This is a genomic window from Sandaracinaceae bacterium (assembly GCA_020633055.1).
In the GTDB taxonomy this organism is placed as follows: domain Bacteria; phylum Myxococcota_A; class Polyangia; order Polyangiales; family Houyiibacteriaceae; genus JADJJE01.
Window position 1 is genome coordinate 687,094 of the sequence record JACKEJ010000006.1, and the last position, 25,201, is coordinate 712,294.

Below are 25,201 nucleotides of genomic sequence, written 5' to 3' on the forward strand. Positions count from 1 at the left end.
GCCCTCTGGAGCTGCTGGACGGAACGCGAGAGGCCGCCCGGGGGCGGCCTCTGCGACGGTAGCTGGGTTCGGCTCAGAGCCCGAGGCGAAGCTGCAGGTCGTCCGCCTCGTCGGCGTCCTCCGCACCCTCTTCGTCTTCCTCGTCGAGCTCCTCGTCCTCTTCCTCTTCCCCGAGGATGTCGTCGATCATCGGGTTGGCGCCCGTCGGGGCGGCCTCGGCCTCGGCGTCGTCGGCCGCGGGGGCCTCCGCCGTCGCCGGGGTCGTCTCGGTCTCGGCGGTGTCCGCCGCGGCGGCGACCGCCACGGTCTCGGTGGCCGCGGTGCTGGCGGGCACGGCGATGTTCGGCGCGATGACGAGCGCCACGACGCTCATCAGCTTGACGAGGATGTTGAGCGACGGGCCCGCGGTGTCCTTGAAGGGGTCACCGACGGTGTCACCGACGACCGCCGCGTTGTGCGCCTCGGAGCCCTTCGGGTGGACCTCGCCGTTCTTCATCTTGTAGCCGCCGCCCTCGAAGGACTTCTTGGCGTTGTCCCACGCGCCACCCGCGTTGGACATGAAGATGGCCATGAGCACGCCGGAGACGGTCACGCCCGCGAGGACGCCGCCGAGGGCCTCCGCGCCGACGCCCGGCGCGATGAGGTTGCCGCCGAAGCCCACCAGGACGGGGGTCACGATGGCCAGCGCGCCCGGGAGCTGCATGCGCTTGAGGGACGCCTTGGTGCTGATGTCCACGCACTTGGCGGTGTCGGGCTTCGCGGTGCCCTCGAGCAGGCCGGGGATGTCGCGGAACTGACGGCGGACCTCTTCGATCATCTCCATGGCCGCGTCACCCACGGCGCTCATGGCCATGGCCGAGAACAGGAAGGGCAGCATGCCGCCCAGGAACAGACCCGCCATGACGATGGGCTTGCTGATGTCGATGCCGGAGATGCCGGCGGTCTGCGCGAAGGCCGCGAAGAGCGCGAGGGCGGTCATGGCGGCGGAGCCGATGGCGAAGCCCTTGCCGATGGCGGCCGTCGTGTTGCCCACGGCGTCCAGCTTGTCGGTGCGCTCACGCACGGAGGGGTCCTGGTGGCTCATCTCGGCGATGCCGCCCGCGTTGTCGGCGACGGGGCCGTAGGCGTCCACGGCGAGCTGGATGCCCGTGGTGGAGAGCATGCCGAGCGCGGCGATGGCGACGCCGTAGAGGCCCGCGAAGTGGTCCGCCGCGACGACGCCCGCGCCGATGACGACGATGGGCCACGCGGTGGAGCGCATGCCGACCGCGAGGCCGGTGATGATGTTGGTCGCGGTGCCCGTCTTCGACTGCTCCGCGATGCTGTCGACGGGGGGCTTCTCCATCGAGCAGTAGTAGGAGGTGATCATGCCGACCGCGACGCCGACCGCGAGGCCGACGACGGTGGCGATGCCCACGTCGATGAAGGTCACGGTCTGACCCGCGATGACCGCGCCGGCCTCCGGCCACAGGTACTTGGCGATGCCGAACGTGGCGGCCGCCATGACACCGGCCGACCCGAACGCGCCCGCGTCGAGCGCGTGCTGCGGGTTGCCGCCTTCCTTGGTGCGCACGACGAAGGTGCCGAGGATGGAGCAGATGATGCCGGCCGCGGCGATGATGAGCGGGATGACGACGGGCGCGGTGTTGGGCGTCTCGGCCGTCACGACGTCGAAGCCTAGGCCGAGCACCATGGCGCCGATGATGGCTCCCACGTAGCTCTCGAAGAGATCGGCGCCCATGCCGGCCACGTCGCCCACGTTGTCACCGACGTTGTCGGCGATGACGGCGGGGTTGCGCGGGTCGTCCTCGGGCAGGCCTTCCTCGACCTTGCCGACGAGGTCAGCGCCCACGTCCGCGGCCTTGGTGTAGATGCCGCCGCCGACGCGCGCGAAGAGCGCGATGCTGGAGGCGCCCATGGAGAAGCCGGTGAGCACGCTCATCGCGAGCGGCAGCTCGAACATGCCCGTGAAGAGCATGAACAGGCCGGAGAGACCGAGCAGCGCGAGACCGACCACGGTCATGCCCATGACCGAGCCGCCCTTGAAGGCGACGTTGAGCGCCTGCGGGAGCCCGAGGCGAGCCGCAGCGGTGGTGCGCACGTTCGCGTTGGTGGCGACGCGCATGCCGGCCCAGCCCGCGATGCCCGACGCGACGGCGCCGATGACGAACGCGGCCGCGATGAGCGGGCTCTTGCCGGGGCTCATGTTGATGGCGGCGAGCAGACCGGCCACGGCGACCACGAAGATCGCGAGGACGCGGTACTCGGCCTTGATGAAGGCCATGGCGCCGGTCTGAATCTGCTCGGCGATGTCCTTCATCGTCTGGTCGCCGGCGTCTTGCTTCTTGACCCAGCTGGCCCAGTAGACCGCGTAGAGGAGCGCGGCAGCGCCAGCAGCGGGTGCTGCGTACATGAGTTGTTCCATGATTTCCTGTTCCCGTAAGGGGTGCGGGGCTCGGGAGACGGGGCCGGATTGGCGCCCGCAAACGCGCCCCGCTTATGACCCATTTCGTGAGTGCGTCAAATCGCACTGTCCCCAAACGAGGCTATGACGCCTCTGCCCCGGGTTGCCGCGCGTGGCATGGCCAGCCCTCCGCCACATGAGCGGGGGGCGCCTTCGTGCCCTACGCCCGCGCGACCTGCAGCGCCTCGCGGGCCGCGGGGATGTCTGCGAGTGTCTGAACGGAGAGCGCGGTAGCACCCTTGTCGATGCGCTTGAGGAGTCCGCTCAAGACCTTTCCCGGCCCGATCTCGACGAACGTCTGGACGCCGTCCGCGATCATCGCCGTGACGGCTTCGTCCCAGCGCACGGCGCGGCTCACCTGGCGCACGAGCGCGTCGCGGGCAGCGTCCCCCGACACCACAGCCGCCGCGTCTACATTGACATACACGGGGACGCGCGGTTCCGCGAACGTCAGCTCGCGCAGCACAGGCTCGAGGCGCTGCTCGGCGGGCAGCATGAGGCTCGAGTGGAAGGGTGCACTCACGGGCAGCGCCATGACGCGGGCCTTCTCAGCCGTCAGTGCTTCGCTCGCCAGACGGACCCCCTCGGCGCTGCCGGCGATCACGATCTGCCCTGGGGAGTTGAAGTTGACGGGCTCGACGACGCCGTCGACCGCCGCGCACACGCGCTCGACCAGCTCACGCTCGGCCTTCAGCACGGCGGCCATGGCCCCGGTTCCCACGGGCACCGCCTCCTGCATGAACTGTCCGCGCCGTCGCACCACGCGCACGGCGTCCGAGAAGGTGAGCGTCCCTGCGGCGACGTGCGCCGAGTATTCGCCGAGCGAGTGGCCCGCCATGACATCGACGGGCAGCGGCCCCGCTTCCTCGAGCGCACGGAGCAAGGCGATGGAGGTCGTCAGGATGGCCGGCTGCGTGTTCGCCGTCAGCGCGAGCCGTTCCGCAGGGCCATCGAAGCACAGGCCGCTGAGCGACTCCCCGAGCGCGGCGTCCGCCTCGTCGAACACGGCCCGCGCTGCCGGGGAGGCGTCGTACACGTCGCGCCCCATCCCCACCGTCTGACTCCCCTGGCCCGGGAACACCCATGCGATCTTCGTCATGCCGTGCGATAGCACGGTGGCGCCCGGTGATCATCGCGTCTCCAACGTGTATCCTTCTGCGATGCACCTCCGTACGTGGCGCTCCCGGTCGACCTTCCCAGCTCTCACTTCGGCCGCGGTCGCCTGGGCGCTGCTCCTGACGCCGCTCGTCCTCGGGGCGGCGGGGTGCTCTTGCAGCGATGGGGACCCAATGCGCATGGACGGCGGGGGAGGGGGCGACGACCTCGGCGGCGGCGACAGCGGCACCATGGACATGGGCGTCGTGGACCGCTGCGACCCCAACCCGTGTCAGGCGAACCAGCTGTGCGAGAATCGCGGGAGCACCTACCTGTGTGTCGCCGACTGCAGCACGATCACCTGCGACCCAGGGTTCGGCTGCCGCGACGTCTCGGGTGTCCCCACGTGCGTGTTGGATTGCACGGGCTTCCCGTGCCCATCTGGGCAGACGTGCAGCGCGGCCAGCGGCAGCCCGGAGTGCGTGACGGGTTGCACCAGCACTTGTGGGGTGGGGCAGCGCTGCGCCACCGTCAGCAACGCGTTCGTGTGCGTGGACAACTCGTGCGCGGACCTCGCCTGCACGACCACGGAGGTGTGCGAGCCCGCGGTGGGTGGTGGCAATGTCTGCCGAGACAACACGTGCACGATGGACGTGCAGTGCGCGCCGATGGAGAACTGCACGGGCGGGGTGTGCGTCGGCGACGTGTGCGTCCCGGGTGAGCGAAGCTGCTCCGGCACACAGGTGCTGGAGTGTCTCGGCAACGGGTCGGGGACGTTCGTGCGCCACGAGTGCTCGAACGCCTGCTCCGACGCCACGGGCACCGCCGCCTGCCCGTGCGTGGACGACTGGGACTGCCCGGCGAACACGGAGTGCGTGGTGGACCGCTGCGCGGGGACGGGCGTAGCGCCCACGTGCTTCCTGTCTCCCCAGCCGTTCACCAGCGTGTTGCCGACGAACGAGATCACCTGGGGCGGCACGCAGAGCGCTCGCAACGCCGTGGGGAGCGCCTACCCGCCCTCTGCGCAGGCTGTCGTGCCTCCCATCGTGATCAACCTCGACGACGACAACGGCGACGGTCTCGTGAACGAGCTCGACTTCCCGGAGATCGTGTTCACGACGTTCTGCGACAGCATCTCCACCAGCGGGGGTGAGCGCTACGACATGCACGGCGTGCTGCGGGCCATCCACGGCGGGGGGCCGAACAAGGGGCAAGACTACTTCGCGTCGTGCGGCACCGCTCACTGGCGCGAAGGCGAGAGCACAGCGGCATTCGATGCGGCTTGCTCGTGTACCGCGGGCATCCTCGATCCCACCGCGACCCTCGCGGCGGGCGACGTCGACAACGACGGAGTCCCCGAGATCTTCGCCGTGCACGAGTCCAACGGGATCGTCGTGTACGACAATACGGGCGCCATCGAGAGCACCCTCGTGACCTCGCTGAACGGCAGCAACCCCGCCATCTCCCTGGCCAACGTGGACGGAGCGGGGTTCGCGGAGGTCATCGTCGGGCGCAAGGTGTTCACGCTCGAGCACAGCGCGATGGGGGCCCTGCAGGTCCGCGACACGTTCACGACCAGCGTCACGGGCGGCACCGGGACGAACGGCCAGGGGGCCATCTCCTGTGTGGCCGACATCCTGGGTGACTCGCGCCTCGAGATCGTGGGAGGCAGCACCGCGTACGGCTTTCCGAACCCGCCCAGCGGCGTGACCCGGCGGTCGGAGTGCAGCGGCTCCGAGACGGACCCCGAGGAGATGGCGTACTGCAGTGGCACGCTCCTGCGGCTCTGGGACGCGCGCTCCATCGACTCGAACGCGCTGCGCGAGGGCTTCTGTGCGATCGCGGACGTGATGGGAGCGAACCAGGCCGCCACACCTGGCCCCAGCAACCCTCTCGACGGCCTGCCCGAGGTCATCAGCATCAGCGGCGGGCGACTGCAGGTCTTCAATGGGCAGACTGGCGCGATGGTCATCGACAGGGACATCCCTGGGACGCGTGGCGGTCCGCCGAACGTGGACGACTTCGACGGCGACGGCTTCCCCGAGATCGGCACGGCCGGTGCCACCGAGTACCTGATGCTGGACCTGCAGCCCGCGACGACGAACTGCCCCGCGTGGCCGAACGTGATGGTGGACGGAATGCCGCTCCCGGCCGGCAACCCGACGCGTGCCCCGAACACGCTCCCTTGCAGCGTGGACAGTGACTGCGGCTTGCCGGGCGAGGCGGTGTGCAACGTGCGCGCCCAGACCTGCACGTGCCTCCACAACGGGTGGACGCGACGGACGCAGGACGCCTCCAGCGAAGTGACCGGGTCGACGCTGTTCGACTTCAACGGCGACGGCGCGGCGGAGGTGGTCTACAACGACGAGTGTTTCTTCCGCGTGTACGACGGGCGTGACGGAACGGTGTACTTCAAGGAGCCGAGCGAGAGCCGCACACGCACCGAGTACCCCGTCGTCGCGGACGCGGACAATGACGGAAACGCCGAGATCCTCTTCGCCACGACGAACGAGTCCGATTTCTGCGGCATCGCCGCCAACCGGCCACTCCTCAACAACGGCATCGAGATGTGGGGCGACGCGGGTGACTTCTGGGTCAGCGCACGACGCGTCTGGAACCAACATGCCTATCACGTCACCAACGTGTACGAGGGCGGCGGCGTCCCCGTCGTCGAGCCGCACAGCTGGGAGCCCCTCAACGGGCGCCTGTACAACTCCTACCGCAGCAACCCCCAGAGCCCGTTCGGCATCGCACCCGACCTGCAGATCACCGGGCTCCAGGTGTCCTCGCCCGATGCCGCGTGCGGGTCCTTCTCGTCGGTCATCGACCTGTCCGCGCGCGTCGTCAACGCGGGCGACCTGCGCGTGGGTCCGGGCATCGAGGTGACCTTCTTCGGGACGTGGGCGGGCGTCGAGCACCCGCTCATGACGGGCAGCGGCCCGCTCGCTGTGGCGCTCGCGACGTCGCTCGAGGCAGGGGGGGAGCTCTTCCTGGTGGCGCGCTACGATTCGGCCGGGCGGACCCCCGCGGGGTTGCCCGACTCCGTGCGTGCGGTCATCGACGAAGCCAACGTGGAGCGCGAGTGTCGCGAGGGGAACAACGACGCTGTCGCGACCCTCACGACCGGCGCGACGCAAGCGGACCTTCGCCTCGAGCTGACCACGTCCACGGGCGTGTGTCCTTCGCAGATGGTGTCGTTCACGCTGTTCAACGATGGCAGCGCACCGGTCACCGATCCCGTCGTACGCTTCTTCGCGGGTGACCCCTCGGCGGGGGGCACCATCATCGAGACCATCACCGTCACGGGCACCGTCCCAGCTGGAGGACAGCTGACATCCCAGCACACCATGACCGTCCCGCGCTCGCTGTTCCAGCTGTTCGGCGTGGTCGACCCGAACAACGTCGTCCCCGAGTGCAACGACGGAAACAACCGCGCGAACCTCCCCATGTCGATCGACTGCAGCGGATTCGGCTGAAATTTCGGGTAACTAAGGCGAGTGGGGCGACGCGAGAACGTTGCCCCCGCTGCGCGTGCTGAACTACTATGCCCCCCGTGGTTGAAGAAGCCGACCTCGTCATCGAACCCAGCGGGGTCGCCCGCAACGCCACCGCCGACACGTCCACGCTCGCTGGATGCGCCGGGGCATACCGCGTGGCCGTGGCGACGCCCGGGATGCTGCTCCTCGGCGACGCCAACCCGAGCGCGGAGGGGCGCGCCCGCGTCCTGATGGCAGGCGAGATCGTGACCCGCATGACGGTCATGGAGGTGATCAACGTCATCGCCACCGCCAACTGGCGCGGCACGATGCTGGTCGCTACCCCGCTGTGGCAGCGACGGCTCTACTTCGACCAGGGCGCACTCAAGGGGGCGATGAGCTCGTCCGAGGACGACCGCCTCGGCGAGGTCATCTTCCGTTCCGGGGGCATCTCGAGGCGCGACCTCGAGCGGGTGCTCTCCGACATGTCGCCCACCGACCGCTTCGGCGAGACGGTCGTGGCTCGCGGCATCATCGATCAGGCGCAGCTGTTCCAGTTCCTGCAGCGGCAGAGCGTCGAGATCTTCCACGGCGCGCTGCTCGCCGGGGAGGGCTACTATGTCTTCCACCTGCCGACGGACGAGGACGACCCGGTCGGCACGCAGCTGCACATCCCCATCCACGGTCTCCTGATGGAGGGCGTTCAACGCATCGACGAGATGGCGCTGTTTCGGGAGCGGGTCCCCAGCAGTCAGATGTGCCCTGTGCCCGTGCCGGACGCGCCCGCGCCGAAGAAGCTCGACGAGACGGCGGAGGGGTTGCTCCGCTACTGTGACGGGCGCCGCACCATCGAAGAGCTCGCCCGCCTGACGGGTCACGGCGAGTTCGCGACGACGAAGGCCGTGTACCACCTCTTGCAGGCCAAGATGGTGACCCTGCGCCGCGCGGCCAACATCGACGTGGAGACCGTGGCGCGGCTCGTGGCTTCCTTCAACGAGGTCATGCAGGACATCTTCGTGGCGGTCGCCACGTACGGTGGTGTGGCCCAGACGCGCGCCACGCTGGACGCGTGGATCGAGGGCAGCGGGTACGGGCCCTTCTTCGGGCAAGGGATGGACGACTTCGGTTGCGTCGACGCTGCCATCATCTCGCAGGCGCTGCACGCCGTGGAGCACGACAGCCCGGTCGAGGCGCTGCACCAGGCGCTGCACGAGCTGGCGGCGTTCGCCTTGTTCTCGGCCACCACCACGCTGCCGCGCGATCAGGAACTCACGCTCGCGCGGGACGTGAACCGACGGCTCAAGCTCATTCGCATCGAGTAGGCGGTGTGTCACGCCGCCTCAGCCGTTGACACGGGGCGGCCGCGGGCTTAGCCATGCGGAATGGTCGAACCAAGTGTGTTGGAGCAGCGGCTCCGCGAGAACCTGAGCGGCGTCACGCACGTCGAGGTCAAGGACATGACGGGCACGAAGGACCACTTCGAGGCCGTCATCGTCGCGTCTGCGTTCGCGGGACAGTCCCGCGTGAAGCAGCACCAGCTGGTCTACGGCGCGCTCGGCGAGCTGATGGACGGTCCCGTGCATGCGCTCACGTTCAAGACGTTCACGCCGGACGTGTGGAGCGCCCAGCAGGGCGCGGGGGAGGGCTGAGATGAGCGCGCTGTCTCCCGAGCTCCGTGAGCGCCTCGACGGCTTGGTCCACCAGGCGCCGGTCGTACTCTTCATGAAGGGCACCAAGAACTTCCCGCAGTGCGGGTTCTCGGCGACCGTGGTGGAGGTGCTCAAGCGCGCCGGCGTCGCGGACTTCGCCACCGTGAACATCCTGGCGGACGCCGAGGTGCGTCAGGGGATGAAGGACTACAGCAACTGGCCCACGTTCCCGCAGCTCTTCGTGCGCGGCGAGCTGGTGGGCGGCTGCGACATCGTGCGCGACCTCTACGAGTCGGGCGAGCTCGCGAGCATCCTCGCGGGTGGCGAACGCGCGTGATGGCGACGGGCGGCGCCGACGCGCTGCCCGCTCGTGCCGACGTTCTCGACGCTGGTCGGCCGTGGTGCTGCGCGAGGCGCGGGTCCACCGCCGATGCGCTGGCCCTCGCAGGCCCGGCACCGACGAGCGGATGGCTACTTCCGGCGCGTCAGGGGGAGAGCCTCGGCCTCGGCGTGTAGGGCGCTCGTGATCTGGCCGTTGCGCAGGGCGTCGCGTGCGTTGATGACGCTGCGCGCGAGCACGTCGGCGTCGGTCGCTTCGGGCGTGAGGCGCAGAATGTTGGAGAGCGCGCGGCACATCTGTCGCGTGTTGGCGTAACGGTCGACGGGTGAGCGCGCGAGCGCCTGCGCCAGCACGGCGTCGAATGCCTGAGGGATCTCGGGGCGTTCGCGGCAAACCGACGGTATGACCGCCGCTTGGATGGCGCGCACCACGTCCACTGGACCATCGCCGTGGAAGAGCTTGCGGCCCATGAGCGACTCCCACAGCAGTACGCCCAAACCGAAGATGTCGGACTGCGGGGAGGGGTCTGCGCCCTCGGTGAGCTCCGGCGACAGGTAGGAGACCTTGCCCTTCACGATGTGCTCGCGCGTGATGCGGGCGCGGTCGGTCGCGCGTGCCAGCCCGAAGTCGGTGAGCTTCACGTAGCCGAACTGGCTCAGCAGCACGTTCTGCGGTGTGACGTCGCGGTGGTAGATGGGCGACAGGCGCCCGTCCTCGGTGGTGTTCTCGTGGGCTGCACCGAGCCCCTTCGACACCTCGATGCCGATGGCCGCGACCAGGTGCCACGGCGTGCGCTCACCGCGCTGCCGGTGACCCTCGCACCAGTCGAGCAGGTTGACCCCCGGCACCCACTCCATGACGAGGAAGAAGTGCCCCGCGTCGTCGCGATCGAAGTCGTGGATCTGTACGACGTTCGGGTGGTGGATGGTGGCCGAGACGCGCGCCTCCTCGATGAACATCTCGAGGAACTCGGCGTTGTCCGTGTAGCCCTCCAGGATGCGCTTGACCGCGACTGGGCGCCGGAAGCCTTCGGCGCCCAGCGTGTTGGCCCGAAAGACGTGCGCCATCCCCCCCTCGCCCGCGAGTTCTACGAGCTCGTACTTGGAGTTGAGGATCCCGAGCATGCGGCGAAGGTAGCAGTGATGCGCGGGGAGCGCATCCTAGCGGAATGTTGAACCCCAGAATTGGGATGTGTGCCCGACACCTGCACATTTGTTGACCTGTTCGGCATCGCCGAGGCAAGCAGGGGCATGCGGTCGTTCCCAACGAGCACGCGGCATCCCTTCGGCTTACTCACGCGAAGCCGCGTGGTCGTCATCGCCTGCGCGTCGCTCGTCGGCGTGGCGTCCGCCGTGGGCTGGTGGCGTTGGGCGGAGGTGCGACGCGCGGAGGGCGAAGGGCACCTCGCGGAGGCCAGAGAGCGCCTGGCCGCGTCCATCGTCGAGGCTCCCGCGCTGGACCGGCTCGCCGCCAGTAACGCGCTGTCGCACCTGGCGCGGGCGCGCGCCAGCGGCGTGTCGGAGGCGGACCTGGCGTCCCTCGAGAGACGCGCACGCGTGATCCTCGCCCTTCAGCAGGGCGACCTCCCCGAGGCGTCGCGGCGGCTCGATGCGGCCGGCGAGCCCGCGACGTGGGACGCCGAGCAGCACTTGTTGGCGGCGGAGATCGCGCGGCGCTCCGCCGACTTCACGAGCGCCTCCGAGCACCTGCAGGCCGCGCTGGCCTCGACGCCCGGACACCCTCGCGCGCTGATGATGGGCGCGGAGCTCGCGCTCGTGCGTGACGAACCGCGAACCGCCGCGACCCTCGCACGCGAGCTGGTCGCGCGCGAGCCCGACGCCAGCCGCGCCCATGCGTTGCTCGGCGAGGCGCTCGAAGCGCAACACGACGTCGTCGGGGCGGAGCGCGCGTACCGGGAGGTGATCCGGCTCAACGAACGCGACGTCCTCGCCCATCTGGATCTGGCCCGGGTGCTGCGCGTGCGCGGCGACCTCGCGAGCGCGGAGCAGGCCTACGGTCGGGCGGTCGCGCTGGCGCCCGACGACGCGAATGCGGTCCTAGGGCGCGGGTTGGTGCGCATGGAGCAGGGGCTGGCGGCCGCCGCGCTGCTCGATCTGCAGCGCGCCGTCGCGCTCGCGCCGCGAGATCCCGCCGTGTGGCTGGCCCTCGGCGACTTGCGCCGCGCGAGCGCCGACCTGCCCGCGGCGGTCGAGGCGTACGAGCGGGCGCTCGAGCTCGAGCCTGGCGCGATCGTCGCGGAGGTGCGCCTCGGCAACACACGCATCACGTTGGGCGACTTCGCTGGCGCCGTGTCGGTGTTCGACCGTGTCTTGGCGCGCGCTCCGGGCATGTCGGAGGCCCACAACGGGCGAGGCGTCGCGCTGATGTACAGCGAACGAACCGACGAGGCGCGGGTCGCGTTCGAGCGAGCCGCGGCCCTCGCTCCGGCCGACCCCCACCCCCTCCTCAACCTCGGCATTCTCGGCGAGCGCGCCGGGCAGCACGAGCTGGCCGCTCGCGCGTTCCAGGCGGCGCTCGACCGTGATCCGGACTCCGAGGACGCGCTTCGCCGCCTGCTTGCGTTGCGGGCGGGTTGACGTGGCGCGGGGGTCTTGGCGGGATGGGACCCGTGGCGCGCGGCCGCTCGCAACACCCGCGTGGGTATTCTCCCTGCTGTTGACCAGCGCGCCGGTCGTGCTCGTCGGGGCGGGGTGTACCGAGCACACCCGCGCCGATGCCCCCCCGGTGAGCCTCGGCATCTCGCAGCCCGCGCGTGGTGCGTCGCCTGCTGCCGCGAGCGCGGCGTCTGGCGGCGGAGGCGTTCCGGTGCACGGAGACCCGACGCTGGTGCCGGGCGCGGCGCGGCGCGCGGCTCACACGGTCGTGTGGATCACGGGCGACGTGCTCATCTCCGAGGGCATGCGCCGCGTCATCGAGGGGGAGGCGGCGCTCGAAGGCACCGAGGCCGACGCGTACACGCGAATCCTCGCCCCGGTGGCCGAATGGTTCGCGCGCGACCCCGAGAGCTTCGTCTTTGCCAACCTCGAGAGCCCGGTCGCGACGCGCCGCAACACCATCGATCGCTCGACGTGGGGGGGCGAGAGGCTCGTGGCCATCCCGCTCAACATGCCCGCCTATGTGCTCGAGGGACTGCGCCGCACAGGGGTCGACGGCCTGATGCTCAGCAACAACCACGCGCTCGATCAGGGCGAGGAAGGCCTGGTGGAGACGCTCGCTGCAGCGCACGAGCACGGCTTCGTCACCAGTGGCGCCGGACACCATCCTCGGACCAGCTGGCCCGTCCTGATCGGCGAGGAAGGCGCGCGCATCACGCTGGTGCCCTTCTACGACGGTCACCGCAACGGTCGCCTCGAGCCTGGGACACCGGCGCTCGCCGACCTCAGCGAGGCGTCCATCGCTGCGTTCGCGGCGCTACGCACCAACACCGAGCTGCTCATCCCCGTAGTGCACGTCTTGGGCGAAGCGGTGGACCAGCCCAAGCCACGCTGGCGCGAGTGGGCGCGAGCGTTGGCGGTCGGCGGGGCAGACGTGATCGTCGTCCACGGCACGCACGTCCCGCTGCCCATCGAGCAGCTGGTCGTGGGGGAGCGCCGCGTCCCCATCATATGGGGTCTCGGAAACTTCGTCGGCGACATGGCTCGGCAGGCGACGCCGCGGCGCGACTACTACCGCGGGATGCCCAAGGACCAGAACCCCATGCTGCGCGAGGGGCTGGTGGTGCGGGTGGAGCTGCGCGAGGGGCAGCCGATGGCGCTGCGCTTCCTCCCACTCTGGATGAACGATGACCGCTACGTGCGTTTCTGGGGTGGCTTCGAACGCGCGCCCCGCTTCCGGTTGACGCCCCTGGCCGCGTGTGGCCCCCCGCTGGAGCCGCCAGCCGACTGGCCGGGCGAACTGCGGGAAGAGATGATGCGTTGGATCGCGCGGCGCCGCGACCACCTGGTGTCGCACGCGGGGCTCTCGACGGATGGCTGTCGCCCCGGGGTGGCGGACTTGTTGCAGGCGACGGCGCTGACCCCCTGACAACAGCGCACCTCCATTCCAACGACCCGCTCGTGCGGCGCATTGTTTGGTACGCTGCGGCCGATGCGCACCCTCAAGGATCTGCACGAGCACGCCGACGAGCACCTCTACGCCGGGCGCTACGCCGAGGCGCTCCACGTCTACGCTGCGGAGGTCCAGCTCAACCCGGCCAGCCTCGACGGGCGGCTGCGGGTGGCGGACTGTCTGCTGGCCCTCGGTGAGCCGCAAGCGGCCGCCATGGTCTACACCAAGCTCGCTCAGTATGCAGCGCACGCGGGGTATCCGCTGCGCGCCCTCGTCGCGCTCAAGGTGCTGGAGGCGCTCGAGCCGCAGCTGGGGCAGCTGCTGGGTGGCCTCGCCGAGCTCTACGCGAAGGAGTCTCCCAAGCTCGGCCGCGGCGTGCGTCTTTCGCTCGGGGACCCAGACACCGCGTTGCCGGACGGACTGCGCTTCGATACGCCACCCCCCCTCGCCGAGCTGGCGACGCAGGCCGCGCGGATCGCCATGGACCTGTCCCGCATCGCGGCCTACCCCGAGAAGGTCACGCCCATTCCCGTGTTCAGCGAGCTCCCCGCTGGGAATTTCGCGGCCGTGCTGGGCGCGCTGCGGCTGGTGCGGGCGCGCCCGGGTCAGGTGCTGATCCAACAGGGGACCATCGGCACGTCCTTCTTCGTGCTCGCCCGCGGCGAGGTCCAGGTGGTGCGCGCCCGGGACGACGGGTCGCAGCAGGCGCTCGCGAAGCTCCACGACGGCGCCATCTTCGGCGAGATGGCGCTCGTGTCGGCCCAGCCCCGCAGCGCGACGGTGGTGGCCCTCGACGACTGCGACCTCCTCGAATTCCCCCGCGAGGCGCTCTCGGCCGCAGCGGAGCAGGTGGGCGCCATCGCGGCCGCCCTCGAGAAGTTTACGCGCGAGCGCCTCCTCAACAATCTGCTCGCCACCTCGCCCATCTTCCGCCCGCTGGACCAGAAGCAGCGGATCGACCTCGTGCGCGGGTTCGCGGCCCACGACCTCGCGGCTGGAACCCCGATCATCCGTGAGGGCGAGGAGGGGCGCGGCCTGTTCCTGTTGCTCAGCGGCGAGGCGGACGTGTCGAAGGTGGACGGTGCCGAGCGTGTGCTCTTGGCCACGCTCAAGCCCGGAGATGTGTTCGGTGAGATCGCGCTCATCCACGAAGAGCGCACCACGGCGAGCGTGACGGCCGCGACCCAATGCACGGTACTCTTCTTGTCGCGCGAGCGCTTCGCCGTGCTGGTGAAGGCCGTGAAGGAGATCCGTGAGTACATCGAGCAGCTGGGCGACGAGCGCCTGATGGACACCCAGCTCACCCTCGATGGCGGCGACATCGACGACGACATGCTCATGCTCTGAGCCGCTGCTATAGCGGCGCATGGCCAACGCCGACGCCTCCCCCGCCACCACAGCCGACCCTTCCACCTCGCGGGCAGCCGCCCTCGGAGTGGCCGCTGCCTCGCCGGACGCTGCCCACCGGCGGGCTCGGGCCGAGTGGCTGGCGCTCTATGCGAGCGACGCGGAGGTACGCGACCCGGTGGGGACACCCGTCTGCCGCAAGGATCACAGCACGCGGCCCGGCACCGGGAAGAACGACCTCGAGCTGTTCTTCGACACGTTCATCGCGGGCATGCAGGCCATGCAGGTGGACGTCCTGCTCGACGTGGTGGTGGGCGATGTGGTGGCTCGGGACGTCGTCCTGCGCCCTACCATGGCGTTCGGCGTCGAGTCGGCCATCCCCACGCGCTTGCTCTACGAGCTCACGCGGGAAGACGGGCGACTGGTGGTGCAGCGGCTCGGGGCCTATTGGGACGCGTCTCGAGCCACACAGCGCACGCTGCGCGCCGGGCTGCGCGGGAAGGGCTCCATGCTGATTTCGAGCGCGCGCATGGCTCGCTACCTCGGGCGCGCGTGGATGCAGCGCTATGTCAAGGGCACCAAGGAAGGCGCGCGACGGCCCGGACGTGAGGCGACGCTGGCGTTCGGGGACGCCCTGCGCGCGTCGGACCTCGAAGCCGCGCGCGCGCTCTGCGCGACGGGCGCGACGTTCCGCCTACGTGAGCAGCCGCTGAGCCTGGACGAGCTCGCGGCGCTGGACCTGGGGCTCACGCTGCGCGACCCCATCGCGTCTGGCGACGTGGTCACGGCGCGCTGCTCGGCGCTGCACGGCGGGCGCGCGGTGGACGGCATCGCGTTCGCGACGTTCGAGCGTGAGAGCCGCAAGTTGATCGATCTCCGCCTCCTCTGGGAGTGACCCGGGCGCGGCTCCCGCGCGCGACACGACGACCAAGGTGCTCGCGCTGGCGTTTGCCGGCGTTCGCCTGGCCGACTACCGTGTGCGTGTGACCCGCTCCTCCGCGCGCTCCCTCCCGCTTCGGCTCTTGCTCGGTGCGCTGCTGGCGACCGGCGCGACGGTTTGGTCCGTGTCCGTCCGCCTTGAACGAACGAGCGATGACGCCCCACGTCTGCCCTCCGAGGTCGTGGCCGCCGCCGCGCAGGGGGCGGAGGTGGACCTGCTGCTGGACCTGGACGACGACTTGGACGGCGAAGCGCGGGCACGCGTCGCGCAGCAGCTGGACGACGCCATCGCGCCGTTTCCGTGGCAGGACGGCTCGCTCGGCGTGGAGTTGAGCCATGAGGCTGCGCTCTTCCGAGTGCACGTCCCTCGCGGTGAGCTGCGGGACGTGGTGAGCGCCCTGCGCCACAGCGAAGCGCTCGAGGGGCTCGAGCTGGAGCACACGTTGCGCCTCCCCGAGGACGGCGACTTCGTGGACGTCACGCCCGCGGACGACGAGCAGGGCCCAGCCGAACCAAGCGTCCTCGCCCCGGCCGAGGACGAGGCCCTGCGTGGGGGCTTCCGGCCCAACGACCCGTACTACAAGCACCAGTGGCACCTGGACCAGATCCAGATGCCCGCCGCGTGGCTCCGTACGCGTGGGCGCGGGAGCGTCGTGGCTGTGATCGACACGGGGGTGCTCTACCGCGACCACGAGCGCGGGCGACGCGCGCCGGACCTGGCAGGCACGCGCTTCGTTCCTGGTTGGGACTTCGTCGATGGCGACGACACCCCCGACGACGAGCACGGTCATGGCACCCACGTGGCGGGGACCGTGGCGCAGTCCACGCACAACGCGATCGGCGTCGCGGGCGTGGCGCCAGAAGCGTCCATCATGCCGTTGCGTGTGTTGGACGCGCGGGGCGCTGGGCGCTCGGGCAACATCGCCGCCGCGATTCGCTGGGCGGCCGACCATGGCGCGCACATCATCAACATGAGCCTCGGCGGCGGGTTGCCCTCACGCGCGACCGAGTCCGCCATCCGCTACGCGCACGGCAAGGGCGTCCTGGTCGTGGCCGCGGCCGGGAACACCGGGCGTGGCCGCGTGGAGTACCCCGCTGCGCATGATCACGTGGTCGCGGTCGGCGCCGTTCGCGCGGACGGTGCGCGTGCGTTCTACTCCTCGTTCGGGGCCGCGCTGGACCTGATGGCCCCCGGCGGAGACCTGCGCGTCGATCAGAACGGCGACGGAATGCCCGACGGCGTCGTGCAGAACACGATGCTGCGCGGGGACCCCATGCGTCACGACTACCTGGGCTTCCAAGGCACGTCCATGGCGGCACCGCACGTGGCAGGCGTCGCAGCGCTGCTGCGCGCCCAGGGCCTCCGCGATCCGGACGCGTTGGAGCGGGTGCTGCGCGAGAGCGCGCGTGAGGCGGGTCCGGCGAACGACTTCGGGGCTGGCATCCTGCAAGCGGACGATGCGCTCCGCGCCCAGGCGAGCGAGCGCTCGTGGGGGGGCGCCGCCGCGGCCGGTCTGGCGCTGTTCGCACTGTTTGGTGGTGGGGGACGCCGCCGCCGCCTGCGTGTGGCCCCGTCTGCTGCGGCGTTTGGGGCCTTCGTGGTTGGCGGTGGCCTCTCGGCGCTGCTCGCGTGGTCGCCCGCCACGGCGGTGCTCGGCACCTGGTGTGGACCACACGCGCTGCTCCAGCTCGGGGGGGTGTCGGCGCTGCTCGCGTACACTGCGGGGCTCCCCGTTCTAGCGTATGGTCTCGCGGGGAGCGTTGGCCGACTGGGCCCGGCGTTGAGCGTGTTGTCGTTCGCCGTGGCGGGTCAGTTGGTGTGGGAGGCGGTGTCCCCCAGCGTGCTCTTCATGGTGATCCCCAGCCTCCTGGTGGGGCCCTGGTTGCTCGCCAACGCCCTCTGCTGCGTCTGGGTGGGCTGGGCCGCCGCACGACCGAGCTGACCCCAGCGGGCGCGCCGTGCAGGGCACCACGACATTCGTGTCATGCAGGGTGGACGCAGCGGCGGGCCATGTCACGGGCATCCCGCTCCCGACGGGTCCCCACCTGTAGACGCCCGTCACCCGCGCCACTCGTGATCACGCTCGAAACAAAGGGTTCTCGCACGCGCGCTGGTCCCCGAGGACGTCAGGAGTGCTCCACCGTATTCACTGGCACCCATGTTGCACAAGCTTTGGGCCTTGCTTTAGGAACCAGACCACGCGGTCCCTTGCCCGGCATGGCGTGGTCTGGTTCCGACCTTGACTTGACTTGGCTTCTGGATGCTTGGCTCGCGACTCGCTCGACGTACGGTTGGGCCGCTTGATTCTCTTGAGTAGGGCGTAGGCTGAATGGGAACGGCGTTCGTGGCTCGACTGCGGACGCCTGACCCGTTTAAAGAGCCTAGCAGCGCGTGGGGAAGACGTCACCGGGGAGTCACACTTCGTGAGTAGGACCAGCGGCGCGAGCGTTACATTCCCGTCGTGAGGCGACACCACGTCTCGAGCAGCGCGACGTGGTCGATGCGCTTTGGACGGAGGACGTCCTCGTCCACGACGGCCAGCACGTGCGCTGCCAACGCTACCGTGGCCCTGGGCGCCCGCGGGTCGCTCGCGCGGAGGGCTTGCTCGAGGCGCTCGAGCTCGGGGGCGCCGCCGGAGAGGGCGACCACCTTCTTGACGTGGTCGTAGATGACGAGCGGCTGTCGGCGGTGAGGGCTGACGGCCAGGGCCACGCGGACCACCTTGCCCGGGGTGTGTGCCACGTCGAGCAGGGAGCGCAGCGCCTCCACGGTACGCGGAATGGGGTGGTGGGGCGACTTGGAGGGCTTGGTAGCGGGCGCTGCCACGCTGCCGCGACCTTCGGTGCGTGTCCGCGCAGTGTCGTCCTCGAGCTCCGCGAGTGTCGGGGCGGGGGCGGTGCGGTGCGGGGGCGTCGGGGTAGGGCGGGCTCTCAGGCGCAGGCCGAGCGCACGCACGAGCACGGCGCAGGTCTGTGAGCCGTCGATGCGCAGGGCCGGCCCCTCGGTGGCGATGGCGTAGATGTCACCGGGCGCGGCGCGGAACACTGGGACGTGTCCGTCGAGGACGGCCAACACGTCAGCCAGCGTCATGGGCGCGGTGAACGCATGCAGATGCAGGCGCGTGCGCGCTGGGTGCTTTCTGTGGAGGCAGCCCGCCCGCGCACCGACGATCACGTGGGCGACCGCCTGGTCCCGCTGCGCGTGGGACCAACTGCTGGCTCGCGCGACGAACGGTGCGTGCCCCGGGTCCGGGGCGGCGCCGATGAGCGCGTCCCCGAGGTCGGACAGGAGGCGCTCGTAGGCCGCTCGAGCGGCCGTCCGGACCTCGTCCACGCGCACGCCATGGCGCACCCTGGCGCCGCGCGGGAGGCACAACCAGAGCTCGCCGCGCAGCGGCCACTCGGTCACGGAGCGTCCTGTCGCGGCGATGGAGAGCGCGCCCCCATCGCTCGGACCACCCAAGCTCACGAGCCCTCGGACCAGGGTGCCGGTGGAGAGCGTCTGGTCCACGCTGCGCTCACCGAACCCTTGGCCCGGGCCGAACCGTGCCGTGAGAGCGGCCGAGCCCTCGTTCGCGGCAAGCTCGACCAACGACCGGAAGCGCGCGTCTTCCTTCGGGCCGTCGTAGCGCTTGTTGGGGGTCAGCCCAGCGTCGTCCACGACGACCAGGGCGGGCCAGGGGAGTGGGCAGGCATGCACGCCGAGGGGATGCATGGCTCGGTGTACGTGCAGCCCCTCGAAGGCGGCTCCCTCTGGAGTGAGGAGCACCAGCGACCCCCGCCCGTCACTCGTCTCGAACTCGCGGAACGCGAGAATCAAGGCGTCGCTGTGCGGAGTGAGCGTCGCGAGCACCTGGCGTGCGTCCAGGGTGGTGGCCTTCGGGCGCGCCCGGTTCGCCTGACGTATGGGCTGCAGCGCGAGCTCCTCCGTCGCGTCGCGGACTTTCACGCGTTGGCCCAGCGCCTTGCCCTCACGGTCCGAGAGCCGTAGCGCGCTGCGGCTCGTGTCTTCGGGGATCACGGTGCAGGTGAGGTCCGTGGTGTACCACTGACCGTGCCGCCCGGTGGACGCCGCGAGCTCCCCGGGGGTGACCCACGTGCCCGCCGTGGTCTGGAGCACCGGCAGCGCCGCCACGGCTTTGTCGTCGAGCTTCCCGCGACCCAGCCACGCGTCCCTGACGGCGCCGCGCAGTGCAGGCGGTGGTTCTGCCTGGAACGCGCGCTGGACGAGGAGCGCGGCGAGCGCTTGCACCCGCTGGGTCAAGGTGTTCACCTGCAGCGGGTCCATCTGGTCGGGGCGCTGCGGGCTCAGGTAGCCGCTCCCTTCGAGCGCCACCTGGAGCGGCGGGAACACGGGCAGCGCCTGCGTGGCGACCACGCGTCCGCCGCGATGCAGGCGCACGCTGGTCGGGTTGTTGCCCTCCGTGCCCAGCGCGAGCCGGACCTCGCCCGGACCCAAGCCGGTCCGCAGGCGCGCCTCGTCTTGACACAGCTCCGCGATGGACACCGCGTCCGCGTGCCCCAGTCGCGGGCGCTCACTGTGCCCCTGCTCCACGCGTCGACGGGCCTGCAGCTGCTGGAGCCCGATGGTGACGTCTCCCACGGCGCCCGCGTCCAGCCACTCGGCGTAGCGCGCCAGCTGTGAGCTCTCGACCGGGGCGACGATGGCGATCACGGGGTGGTCGTAGGTGGTCTTCCGTTCGCCTTTGGACTGTCCCAGCCAGGTCCCTTCGAAGACGGCGCACTGGATGCGAGACCGGCGCTTGGCCGTGAGCATCGAGACGCGCTCCCCCTGCACGCTGGGCCACGCCACGGCGTGCATCAGGGCCTGGCGGACGCGGGACTCGCTCTTCTCGTGCCGACCGTTCGCCCACGCCGCCACCAGCCGCTCACCACGCGGGCTCAGCAGGTCCAAGGGCTGCCGCTCGGCCAGCTGAACGAGCAGCTCGCTCAACTGCCCGCGCAGCACGTGAGTCAGGGACGCCATCGCGGCCGGGGTGAGCGCATCCCATGCGGCGTCCACGGCGCGTTCCGGCACATCGAGCTGACCGCCGAGAGGGAGGTCGTCTGGGGTGTCGATCTCGATCAGCGCACGCTCTGCCACGGTGATGCGAAGGCGGGGGCGCGCGTCGCTCGTGATCCACAGCGTGCCCTCGCCATCTTTGTGCTGCACGCGCAGGGCGCCCGCATCGTCTTTCGCGACCCTCGGCGGCGGGAGCGGCGGCTGCGCGAGCACGCGTCGACGCTGGTCCTTGCCGCCCGCTTGGCGCGCGAACTCGGACATCACCGCGAGGCCGTCCTGGAGGCCCCGGCCCAACATCGTGCGCAGCCACTGGGCCCACTCCTGGTCGAGCGCCACGGGGTCGAAGTCCGGGTGCTCGAACGGGACGCGCACGCCGGTCGGTAGCCAGTAGATGACCTCGCGCCTGCGCAGGGTGGCGAGCGGGACGTGCGCGCCGCGCGAGGTGGGCAGCTCGAGGTGGTCGCTCAGCCACTGGTGCTCGTCCCCGAAGAGCTTGCGGAGCGGTTTGGGCGCCAGGGCCATCGCGCGACACAGCTGCCGCGGCACATCGACGGCGCGCAGCGCGCGCAGCTCGGCGGGCGGGTCGCCCTTGGCGGCGGCCACCAGCGCGAGCACCAGCTCTCGCTCCAGCAGGGCCAGCTGCCCCGCTGCGTCGGGGCGCGCGACGATCTCGCGTGTGCGCCCATCGACGATGACCCGGGCGTCGTCGATGCGTACGCTCACGGGGACGATCCGTCCCTGGACGCTACCGCGGTCGATCACCGCTCCCTCGCGAAAGACGGTCCACGAGTCCGACGTCTGTCCCCAGCCGATGTCCGCGACGAAGTCGCGTGACCAGACACGCAAGACGACGTCGTCCGACACTCGCGGGATGGTGCTGCTGGGTGTGGTCGCCGTGGTGGCGTCGAGCCGCGCCGTGGGGACCCCGATGAGCGCACCCAGTGAGACGACCCACTCCTGGTCCAAGATGACCACGGTATGGGTGGGAGGGCTCCCCTGCAGCGCAGGGCGATAGAGCAGCGCACGCTCGTTCTTTGCCTGGGTGAGCACCTGGGCGATGGACTTCTGGTGTTGCTTGCCGGACGGCTCCAGCACGGTCAACAACGGCGCGGTTCCCAGCGGCGATGCGCTCACTGCGTCGGGGTCCTCCGCGGCGTGCGCGAACACGGCGAGCAGCGCCCGAGTCCGCTCTCGGACGCTCGCGTCGTCACTCTCGGGGGCTCGCAGCACGCGGGTCCCTTCGACGGTGGGACGCTGCCCGCGCTCCACCAGCGCCGCTTGCTCGGCGGCGACGATCAGCGCCCGCTCGACGGCTGCCACGACCTCGCGTCGTACGTCGTCCTCTTGCGCGCCACGGTAGTCCGCGCGCGGTGTGATGCGCTTGCACGCGACGACGGCTCGGTAGCTGCAGGGCGCAGGAAGCAGGATCTCGTCCAACGGGCGGCCCTCGTGCAGCAGCGTGATGCGTCCACGTGCGCTGCCGCGCGTCGCGTACAGACCGAGCTCGCCCTCGATGTCCTCGTTGGGAACGGGTCGTCCACGCGCCAGCGAGCGTGCGCGTTTCGCGCGCAGCGGAATGGCGAGCCACGCGTCCCGGTCGCTGCTCGGGACGCTGGCGTCCATCGTGGCGGTCTGCATGAAGGCTGCCTTCGCGCGCCCAGCGGCGGCGGCGGCCTCGAGGAGCGCGCGGACGGCCGCCTCGTCGTGGCCGTCTTCGGCCAGCAGTCGCTCTGCGGCGTCACCTCGCGGGATGTACGGCAAGCGCGTCGGGATCTCGCCATAGACGTTTGGGTCGAGGGGCGCCGTCCCGCGATACACCAGCCCCGCCACGTCTCCGAAGTGCCCCACGCCGCGCGCCGCTCCGAGCGCGTCGCGCAGCAGCGGCAGCTCGAGCAGGGGCTCGAGCTCCTTCGGCATGCCGCTGCTCGTGTAGGTCCATGGCCGCCCGCGCACGTGCGCAGCCAGCAGCTGCAGCGCGCTCTTGCGTAGCCGATGGTGGCGTCGCGGCGTTTCCGAGAGCGGCGCGTTGGGCTCGCTCGCGAGCGCGCTCGCGTCGCTGCGCGCGGTGTCCGGATCACCAGGTTCGTCAGCGTCCTCCGTCAGCGTCCCGCGGAGCACCCTGTGCAGCTCCCGCAGCAACGTGGGTACGCGCTCGCTCGCGACGTCCAGGGCGCTGCGTAGCGCGCCGTCCATGCGGACGGCGGAGCGCGACGCGTTCGTCGGTAGCGTCTGGCGGTCCAAGAAGACGCGGATGGGAACGCTGGCCCGGGGGTCGCGCCACTGGTCTCCCAGCGGGAGCGGCTCGCGCGCGAGGATGACGCCGCGCTCGGCGAAGTCCACCCACGCCGGATGGTTCCCGGCCGCGATGGAGTCGGCATCGACGAGCGCGACGAACCCGACCAGGCCCTGCCCGAGCGGGACGCGCACGAGGTCGTAGGAGGAGTCCGCGACGTGTAGGACGTCTCCACCGATGTGCAGGGGCACGGGCACGTCGTCGGCGCACTCACGCACCACGCGCAGCTCGTCGGGCTCGGCGCGCCCCAGGAAGCGCACGAAGGTGTGCAGCGAGCGCCGCTCGAGGTGGACACGCATGCCCGGGGGGGCGCCGGGAGGCGCGGGGGGAACACGTTCGGCGCGCAGGGAAGCGAGGGCGCTCTCGCCCGCCGTGGGCTCGTCGTTCGCGGTGACCTCCGCGTCCAGGAGCTCGCTCGTGTAGCGCACGCGCGTGCGGCTCCCATCGGCGTCCGTGCGTTCGAGATCCACGTGGCGCGGCGGCTGCGCGTGTCGGCCCAGGACGCGCACCGGGCCGAGGGCGGTGTTGAGCCCGGTCGCGAGGCGACGGATGGCGCCCTCGAGTCGTGCGGCGCCGGGGTTGACCAGCTCGTCGAGCACCGTGCGCATCGTCTCGTCGTCGAGCAGTCCACCGTCCCAGCCGACGACGACGTCGCCCGCGTCTCCCTCGACGTACAGCCGGGTCGCGCCGAGCGTGACGGCCGCCCGCAGCACCTCCAGCACCCAGGTCTCGGGCTCGGCCAGCTGGTACTCGCGCAGCTTCTTCACGGCGCGGGCGGTGTCCACGCGCAAGTGCCCCGTCGCGACCTTGCGGCCGGGGCCCTCGATGCGGCCGCGGCTCATGCGCCCTCCTGACGGCCATCATCCGGCCCGAGGAGCGCCGTGAGCGTGGCGGTCGCGAGGCGCTCGCTCCGCGCGGCGTTCAGCTGTTCCATCTGTTCGAGCAACCCGCGGACGACGATGTCGGCGCCGAACGCGGGGTGCTCCGCCGCGGCTTCGCGTGCGTGCTTCACCAGCGGGTGCGCGGCGTTCAGCACCAGCGGGGCGCGCAGGAAGGGCAGCAGGGTGAAGGGGTCCTCCGGGCGTCCGGTGTCGTCTGGACGGCCGATCGCGATGTGCTCGCCATGGGCGCCGTACACCGTGGCGAGCAAGACCTCGCTGGGGGCGCGGTACGCTCCGTCGAGGGTGGCGCGCACGGAGATCAGCAGCTGCTCGTCCGCGGACCCTTTCGCGACGCCGATCAGCTCCACCGCCGACAGGGCCCGGAGCCAGGTCTCGTCCAGTTGCACGCCGCCCGCGCGCAGGCGACGTGCATAGAGCTCTGGGAGCGCAGCCAGGTCCACCACCGGCTCTCCCCGATCGGCCAGCAGCGCCGTCATGGTGCTGTGCTCCCGCGCTCCGCGTAGCTTGGCGCCCTTGGCCGCCAGGACGTGCCCCACGTCGCCTCCTCGACGGCTCGCGGGGGCACGCAGCAGGGGGAGCGGGAACCCGAGGGGGTCCAGGTTGGTCTGGGTCAGCGCCAGCGCCAGGCCGAGGTATCGTTCGCGCGACTCCGTGGCTTCGAGCAGGGCTTCGTGCACCGCCTTGCGTAGCGCGCCGTGGGCCGTGCTGCGGGCCAGACCCAGCGCGTGGTCGAAGTGCGCGTCGCGGCGCACGTTGTCGCGGCTGAGGGTGTGCTCGAGCGACGCGTCCTGCACCTTCAGCGCGAGCCCCGGGAAGCCGAGGTCTTCCTCCGTCTCGGCCAGCAGCAGCCCCCGGTTGTAGAACGCCGCGCGTTGCCCTGGGCGTCCATTCAGCCCGACGATCACCTGCGTGCGCTGGTCGCTGCTGGACGCCGACGCGACGCACAGCGACCCGTCGAGCTGCATCGGGCGGTCCACGCGCTCGATCTCACCCGAGCCGAACGCGCTCTCGTCCACCCTCAGCTCGATGGGCACCTGGGCGTGCTCACACCAGCGCTTCAGCGAGGCGCGGGAGCGCTGCACGTGCTCCACCACGGCAGCCTCCTTGGCTTTGTCGCGGATGGGCACCACCAGCGTGATCGTCGTGCCAGGGGTGCCTCCGCCGTGCTCGAACAGCTCGTACGAGTGGTCCGCGTAGAGGTGCAGCGTGTGGCCTGCGCGCCCGCGCGTGGACTGCACCTTCACGACGGTCGGGCCGATGGCCAGCACCGACACGAAGCCGATGCCGAACTTGCCGATCTTCCCGGCGACGCCCTCCTTGCCCGAGCGGAACAGGACCAGGAGCTTGTTCTCGAGCACCTCGCGGTCCATCCCCTCGCCTTTGTCGCGCACGGAGATGTTCAGCGCGCCGTCCGTGTCGAGGCCGATGTCGACGCGGATGTCGGCGCTCCCCGCGTCGATGGCGTTCTGCACCAGCTCCCGGAAGAAGGCGTACGGGTCGGCGAACTGACGGACCAGGTCGCCGACGATGCCAGCGTCGCCCTCGGGCGCGGCGCGCTCTTCGATGTCGCGTTTGCGGTACGGCACCCGGGGAGACTACCCGAAC

At 70.8% G+C, this 25,201-nt stretch carries 14 protein-coding genes; 9 read left to right on the forward strand and 5 right to left on the reverse strand.

The features are described from left to right. Nucleotides 1-73: 73 nt before the first annotated feature. Together H6726_12380 and fabD are read right to left on the reverse strand one after the other, a co-directional pair. Nucleotides 74-2,425 carry a sodium-translocating pyrophosphatase gene (locus H6726_12380; GenBank protein ID MCB9658437.1) on the reverse strand — a complete coding sequence of 784 codons (2,352 nt, stop codon included), beginning with the start codon at nt 2,423-2,425 and terminating at the stop codon, nt 74-76. A 199-nt stretch (nt 2,426-2,624) separates the two neighbouring features. Continuing rightward, nucleotides 2,625-3,563: an ACP S-malonyltransferase gene (gene fabD / locus H6726_12385; GenBank protein MCB9658438.1), complete on the reverse strand. Its 939-nt coding sequence runs from the start codon at nt 3,561-3,563 to the stop codon at nt 2,625-2,627. A gap of 61 nt (nt 3,564-3,624) precedes the next feature. Here fabD and H6726_12390 point away from each other — a divergent pair, with 61 nt between their 5' ends. From H6726_12390 to grxD, 4 genes are all read left to right on the forward strand, one after another. Continuing rightward, on the forward strand, nt 3,625-7,035 hold the full coding sequence (locus tag H6726_12390; protein ID MCB9658439.1) for a hypothetical protein: 3,411 nt from the start codon (nt 3,625-3,627) through the stop codon (nt 7,033-7,035). A gap of 77 nt (nt 7,036-7,112) precedes the next feature. Beyond that, nucleotides 7,113-8,357, forward strand: coding sequence for a hypothetical protein (locus H6726_12395; protein ID MCB9658440.1), 1,245 nt, complete (start codon nt 7,113-7,115; stop codon nt 8,355-8,357). 60 nt (nt 8,358-8,417) lie between these two features. After that, entirely contained in the window at nt 8,418-8,684 is a 267-nt protein-coding gene (locus tag H6726_12400) for a BolA family transcriptional regulator (protein MCB9658441.1), read from the forward strand. Between the two features lies 1 nt (nt 8,685). Next, on the forward strand, nt 8,686-9,021 hold the full coding sequence (gene grxD, locus H6726_12405) for a Grx4 family monothiol glutaredoxin (protein ID MCB9658442.1): 336 nt from the start codon (nt 8,686-8,688) through the stop codon (nt 9,019-9,021). 134 nt (nt 9,022-9,155) lie between these two features. On the opposite strand, the gene H6726_12410 is transcribed toward grxD, so the two are convergent. Further along, nucleotides 9,156-10,148 (reverse strand): serine/threonine protein kinase, encoded by a 993-nt coding sequence (locus tag H6726_12410; GenBank protein ID MCB9658443.1) that lies wholly within the window; start codon nt 10,146-10,148, stop codon nt 9,156-9,158. A 183-nt stretch (nt 10,149-10,331) separates the two neighbouring features. On the opposite strand from H6726_12410, the gene H6726_12415 reads away from it, so the two are divergent. The 5 genes from H6726_12415 (at nt 10,332) to H6726_12435 (ending at nt 17,321) form a co-directional block, all read left to right on the forward strand. Continuing rightward, nucleotides 10,332-11,621 carry a tetratricopeptide repeat protein gene (locus H6726_12415; protein ID MCB9658444.1) on the forward strand — a complete coding sequence of 430 codons (1,290 nt, stop codon included), beginning with the start codon at nt 10,332-10,334 and terminating at the stop codon, nt 11,619-11,621. A 79-nt stretch (nt 11,622-11,700) separates the two neighbouring features. Continuing rightward, a complete protein-coding gene (locus H6726_12420; GenBank protein ID MCB9658445.1) occupies nt 11,701-13,068 on the forward strand; it encodes a CapA family protein in 1,368 nt (455 codons plus the stop codon). Between the two features lie 63 nt (nt 13,069-13,131). Beyond that, nucleotides 13,132-14,439, forward strand: a complete 1,308-nt coding sequence (locus H6726_12425; protein ID MCB9658446.1) for a cyclic nucleotide-binding domain-containing protein — start codon at nt 13,132-13,134, stop codon at nt 14,437-14,439. A 19-nt stretch (nt 14,440-14,458) separates the two neighbouring features. After that, complete coding sequence (locus tag H6726_12430) at nt 14,459-15,334, forward strand: hypothetical protein (protein ID MCB9658447.1); 876 nt, start codon at nt 14,459-14,461, stop codon at nt 15,332-15,334. 88 nt (nt 15,335-15,422) lie between these two features. Then, nucleotides 15,423-17,321 carry a peptidase S8 gene (locus H6726_12435; GenBank protein MCB9658448.1) on the forward strand — a complete coding sequence of 633 codons (1,899 nt, stop codon included), beginning with the start codon at nt 15,423-15,425 and terminating at the stop codon, nt 17,319-17,321. Nucleotides 17,322-17,827: 506 nt separating this feature from the next. Here H6726_12435 and H6726_12440 read toward each other — a convergent pair. Both H6726_12440 and H6726_12445 read right to left on the reverse strand, forming a co-directional pair. Continuing rightward, entirely contained in the window at nt 17,828-23,536 is a 5,709-nt protein-coding gene (locus H6726_12440) for a hypothetical protein (protein MCB9658449.1), read from the reverse strand. Continuing rightward, the gene (locus H6726_12445) at nt 23,533-25,182 is read right to left on the reverse strand and encodes an ATP-binding protein (protein MCB9658450.1); all 1,650 of its coding nucleotides are present in this window, start codon (nt 25,180-25,182) and stop codon (nt 23,533-23,535) included. Before H6726_12445 ends, H6726_12440 begins: the two co-directional genes overlap by 4 nt. Nucleotides 25,183-25,201: the final 19 nt, after the last annotated feature.

Coding starts and splice junctions, on each gene's coding strand:
- H6726_12380 (MCB9658437.1), bottom strand. CDS start 2,425: ATGGAACAACTCATGTACGCAGCACCCGCTGCTGGCGCTGCCGCGCTC.
- fabD (MCB9658438.1), bottom strand. CDS start 3,563: ATGACGAAGATCGCATGGGTGTTCCCGGGCCAGGGGAGTCAGACGGTG.
- H6726_12390 (MCB9658439.1), top strand. CDS start 3,625: ATGCACCTCCGTACGTGGCGCTCCCGGTCGACCTTCCCAGCTCTCACT.
- H6726_12400 (MCB9658441.1), top strand. CDS start 8,418: ATGGTCGAACCAAGTGTGTTGGAGCAGCGGCTCCGCGAGAACCTGAGC.
- grxD (MCB9658442.1), top strand. CDS start 8,686: ATGAGCGCGCTGTCTCCCGAGCTCCGTGAGCGCCTCGACGGCTTGGTC.
- H6726_12410 (MCB9658443.1), bottom strand. CDS start 10,148: ATGCTCGGGATCCTCAACTCCAAGTACGAGCTCGTAGAACTCGCGGGC.
- H6726_12425 (MCB9658446.1), top strand. CDS start 13,132: ATGCGCACCCTCAAGGATCTGCACGAGCACGCCGACGAGCACCTCTAC.
- H6726_12430 (MCB9658447.1), top strand. CDS start 14,459: ATGGCCAACGCCGACGCCTCCCCCGCCACCACAGCCGACCCTTCCACC.
- H6726_12440 (MCB9658449.1), bottom strand. CDS start 23,536: ATGAGCCGCGGCCGCATCGAGGGCCCCGGCCGCAAGGTCGCGACGGGG.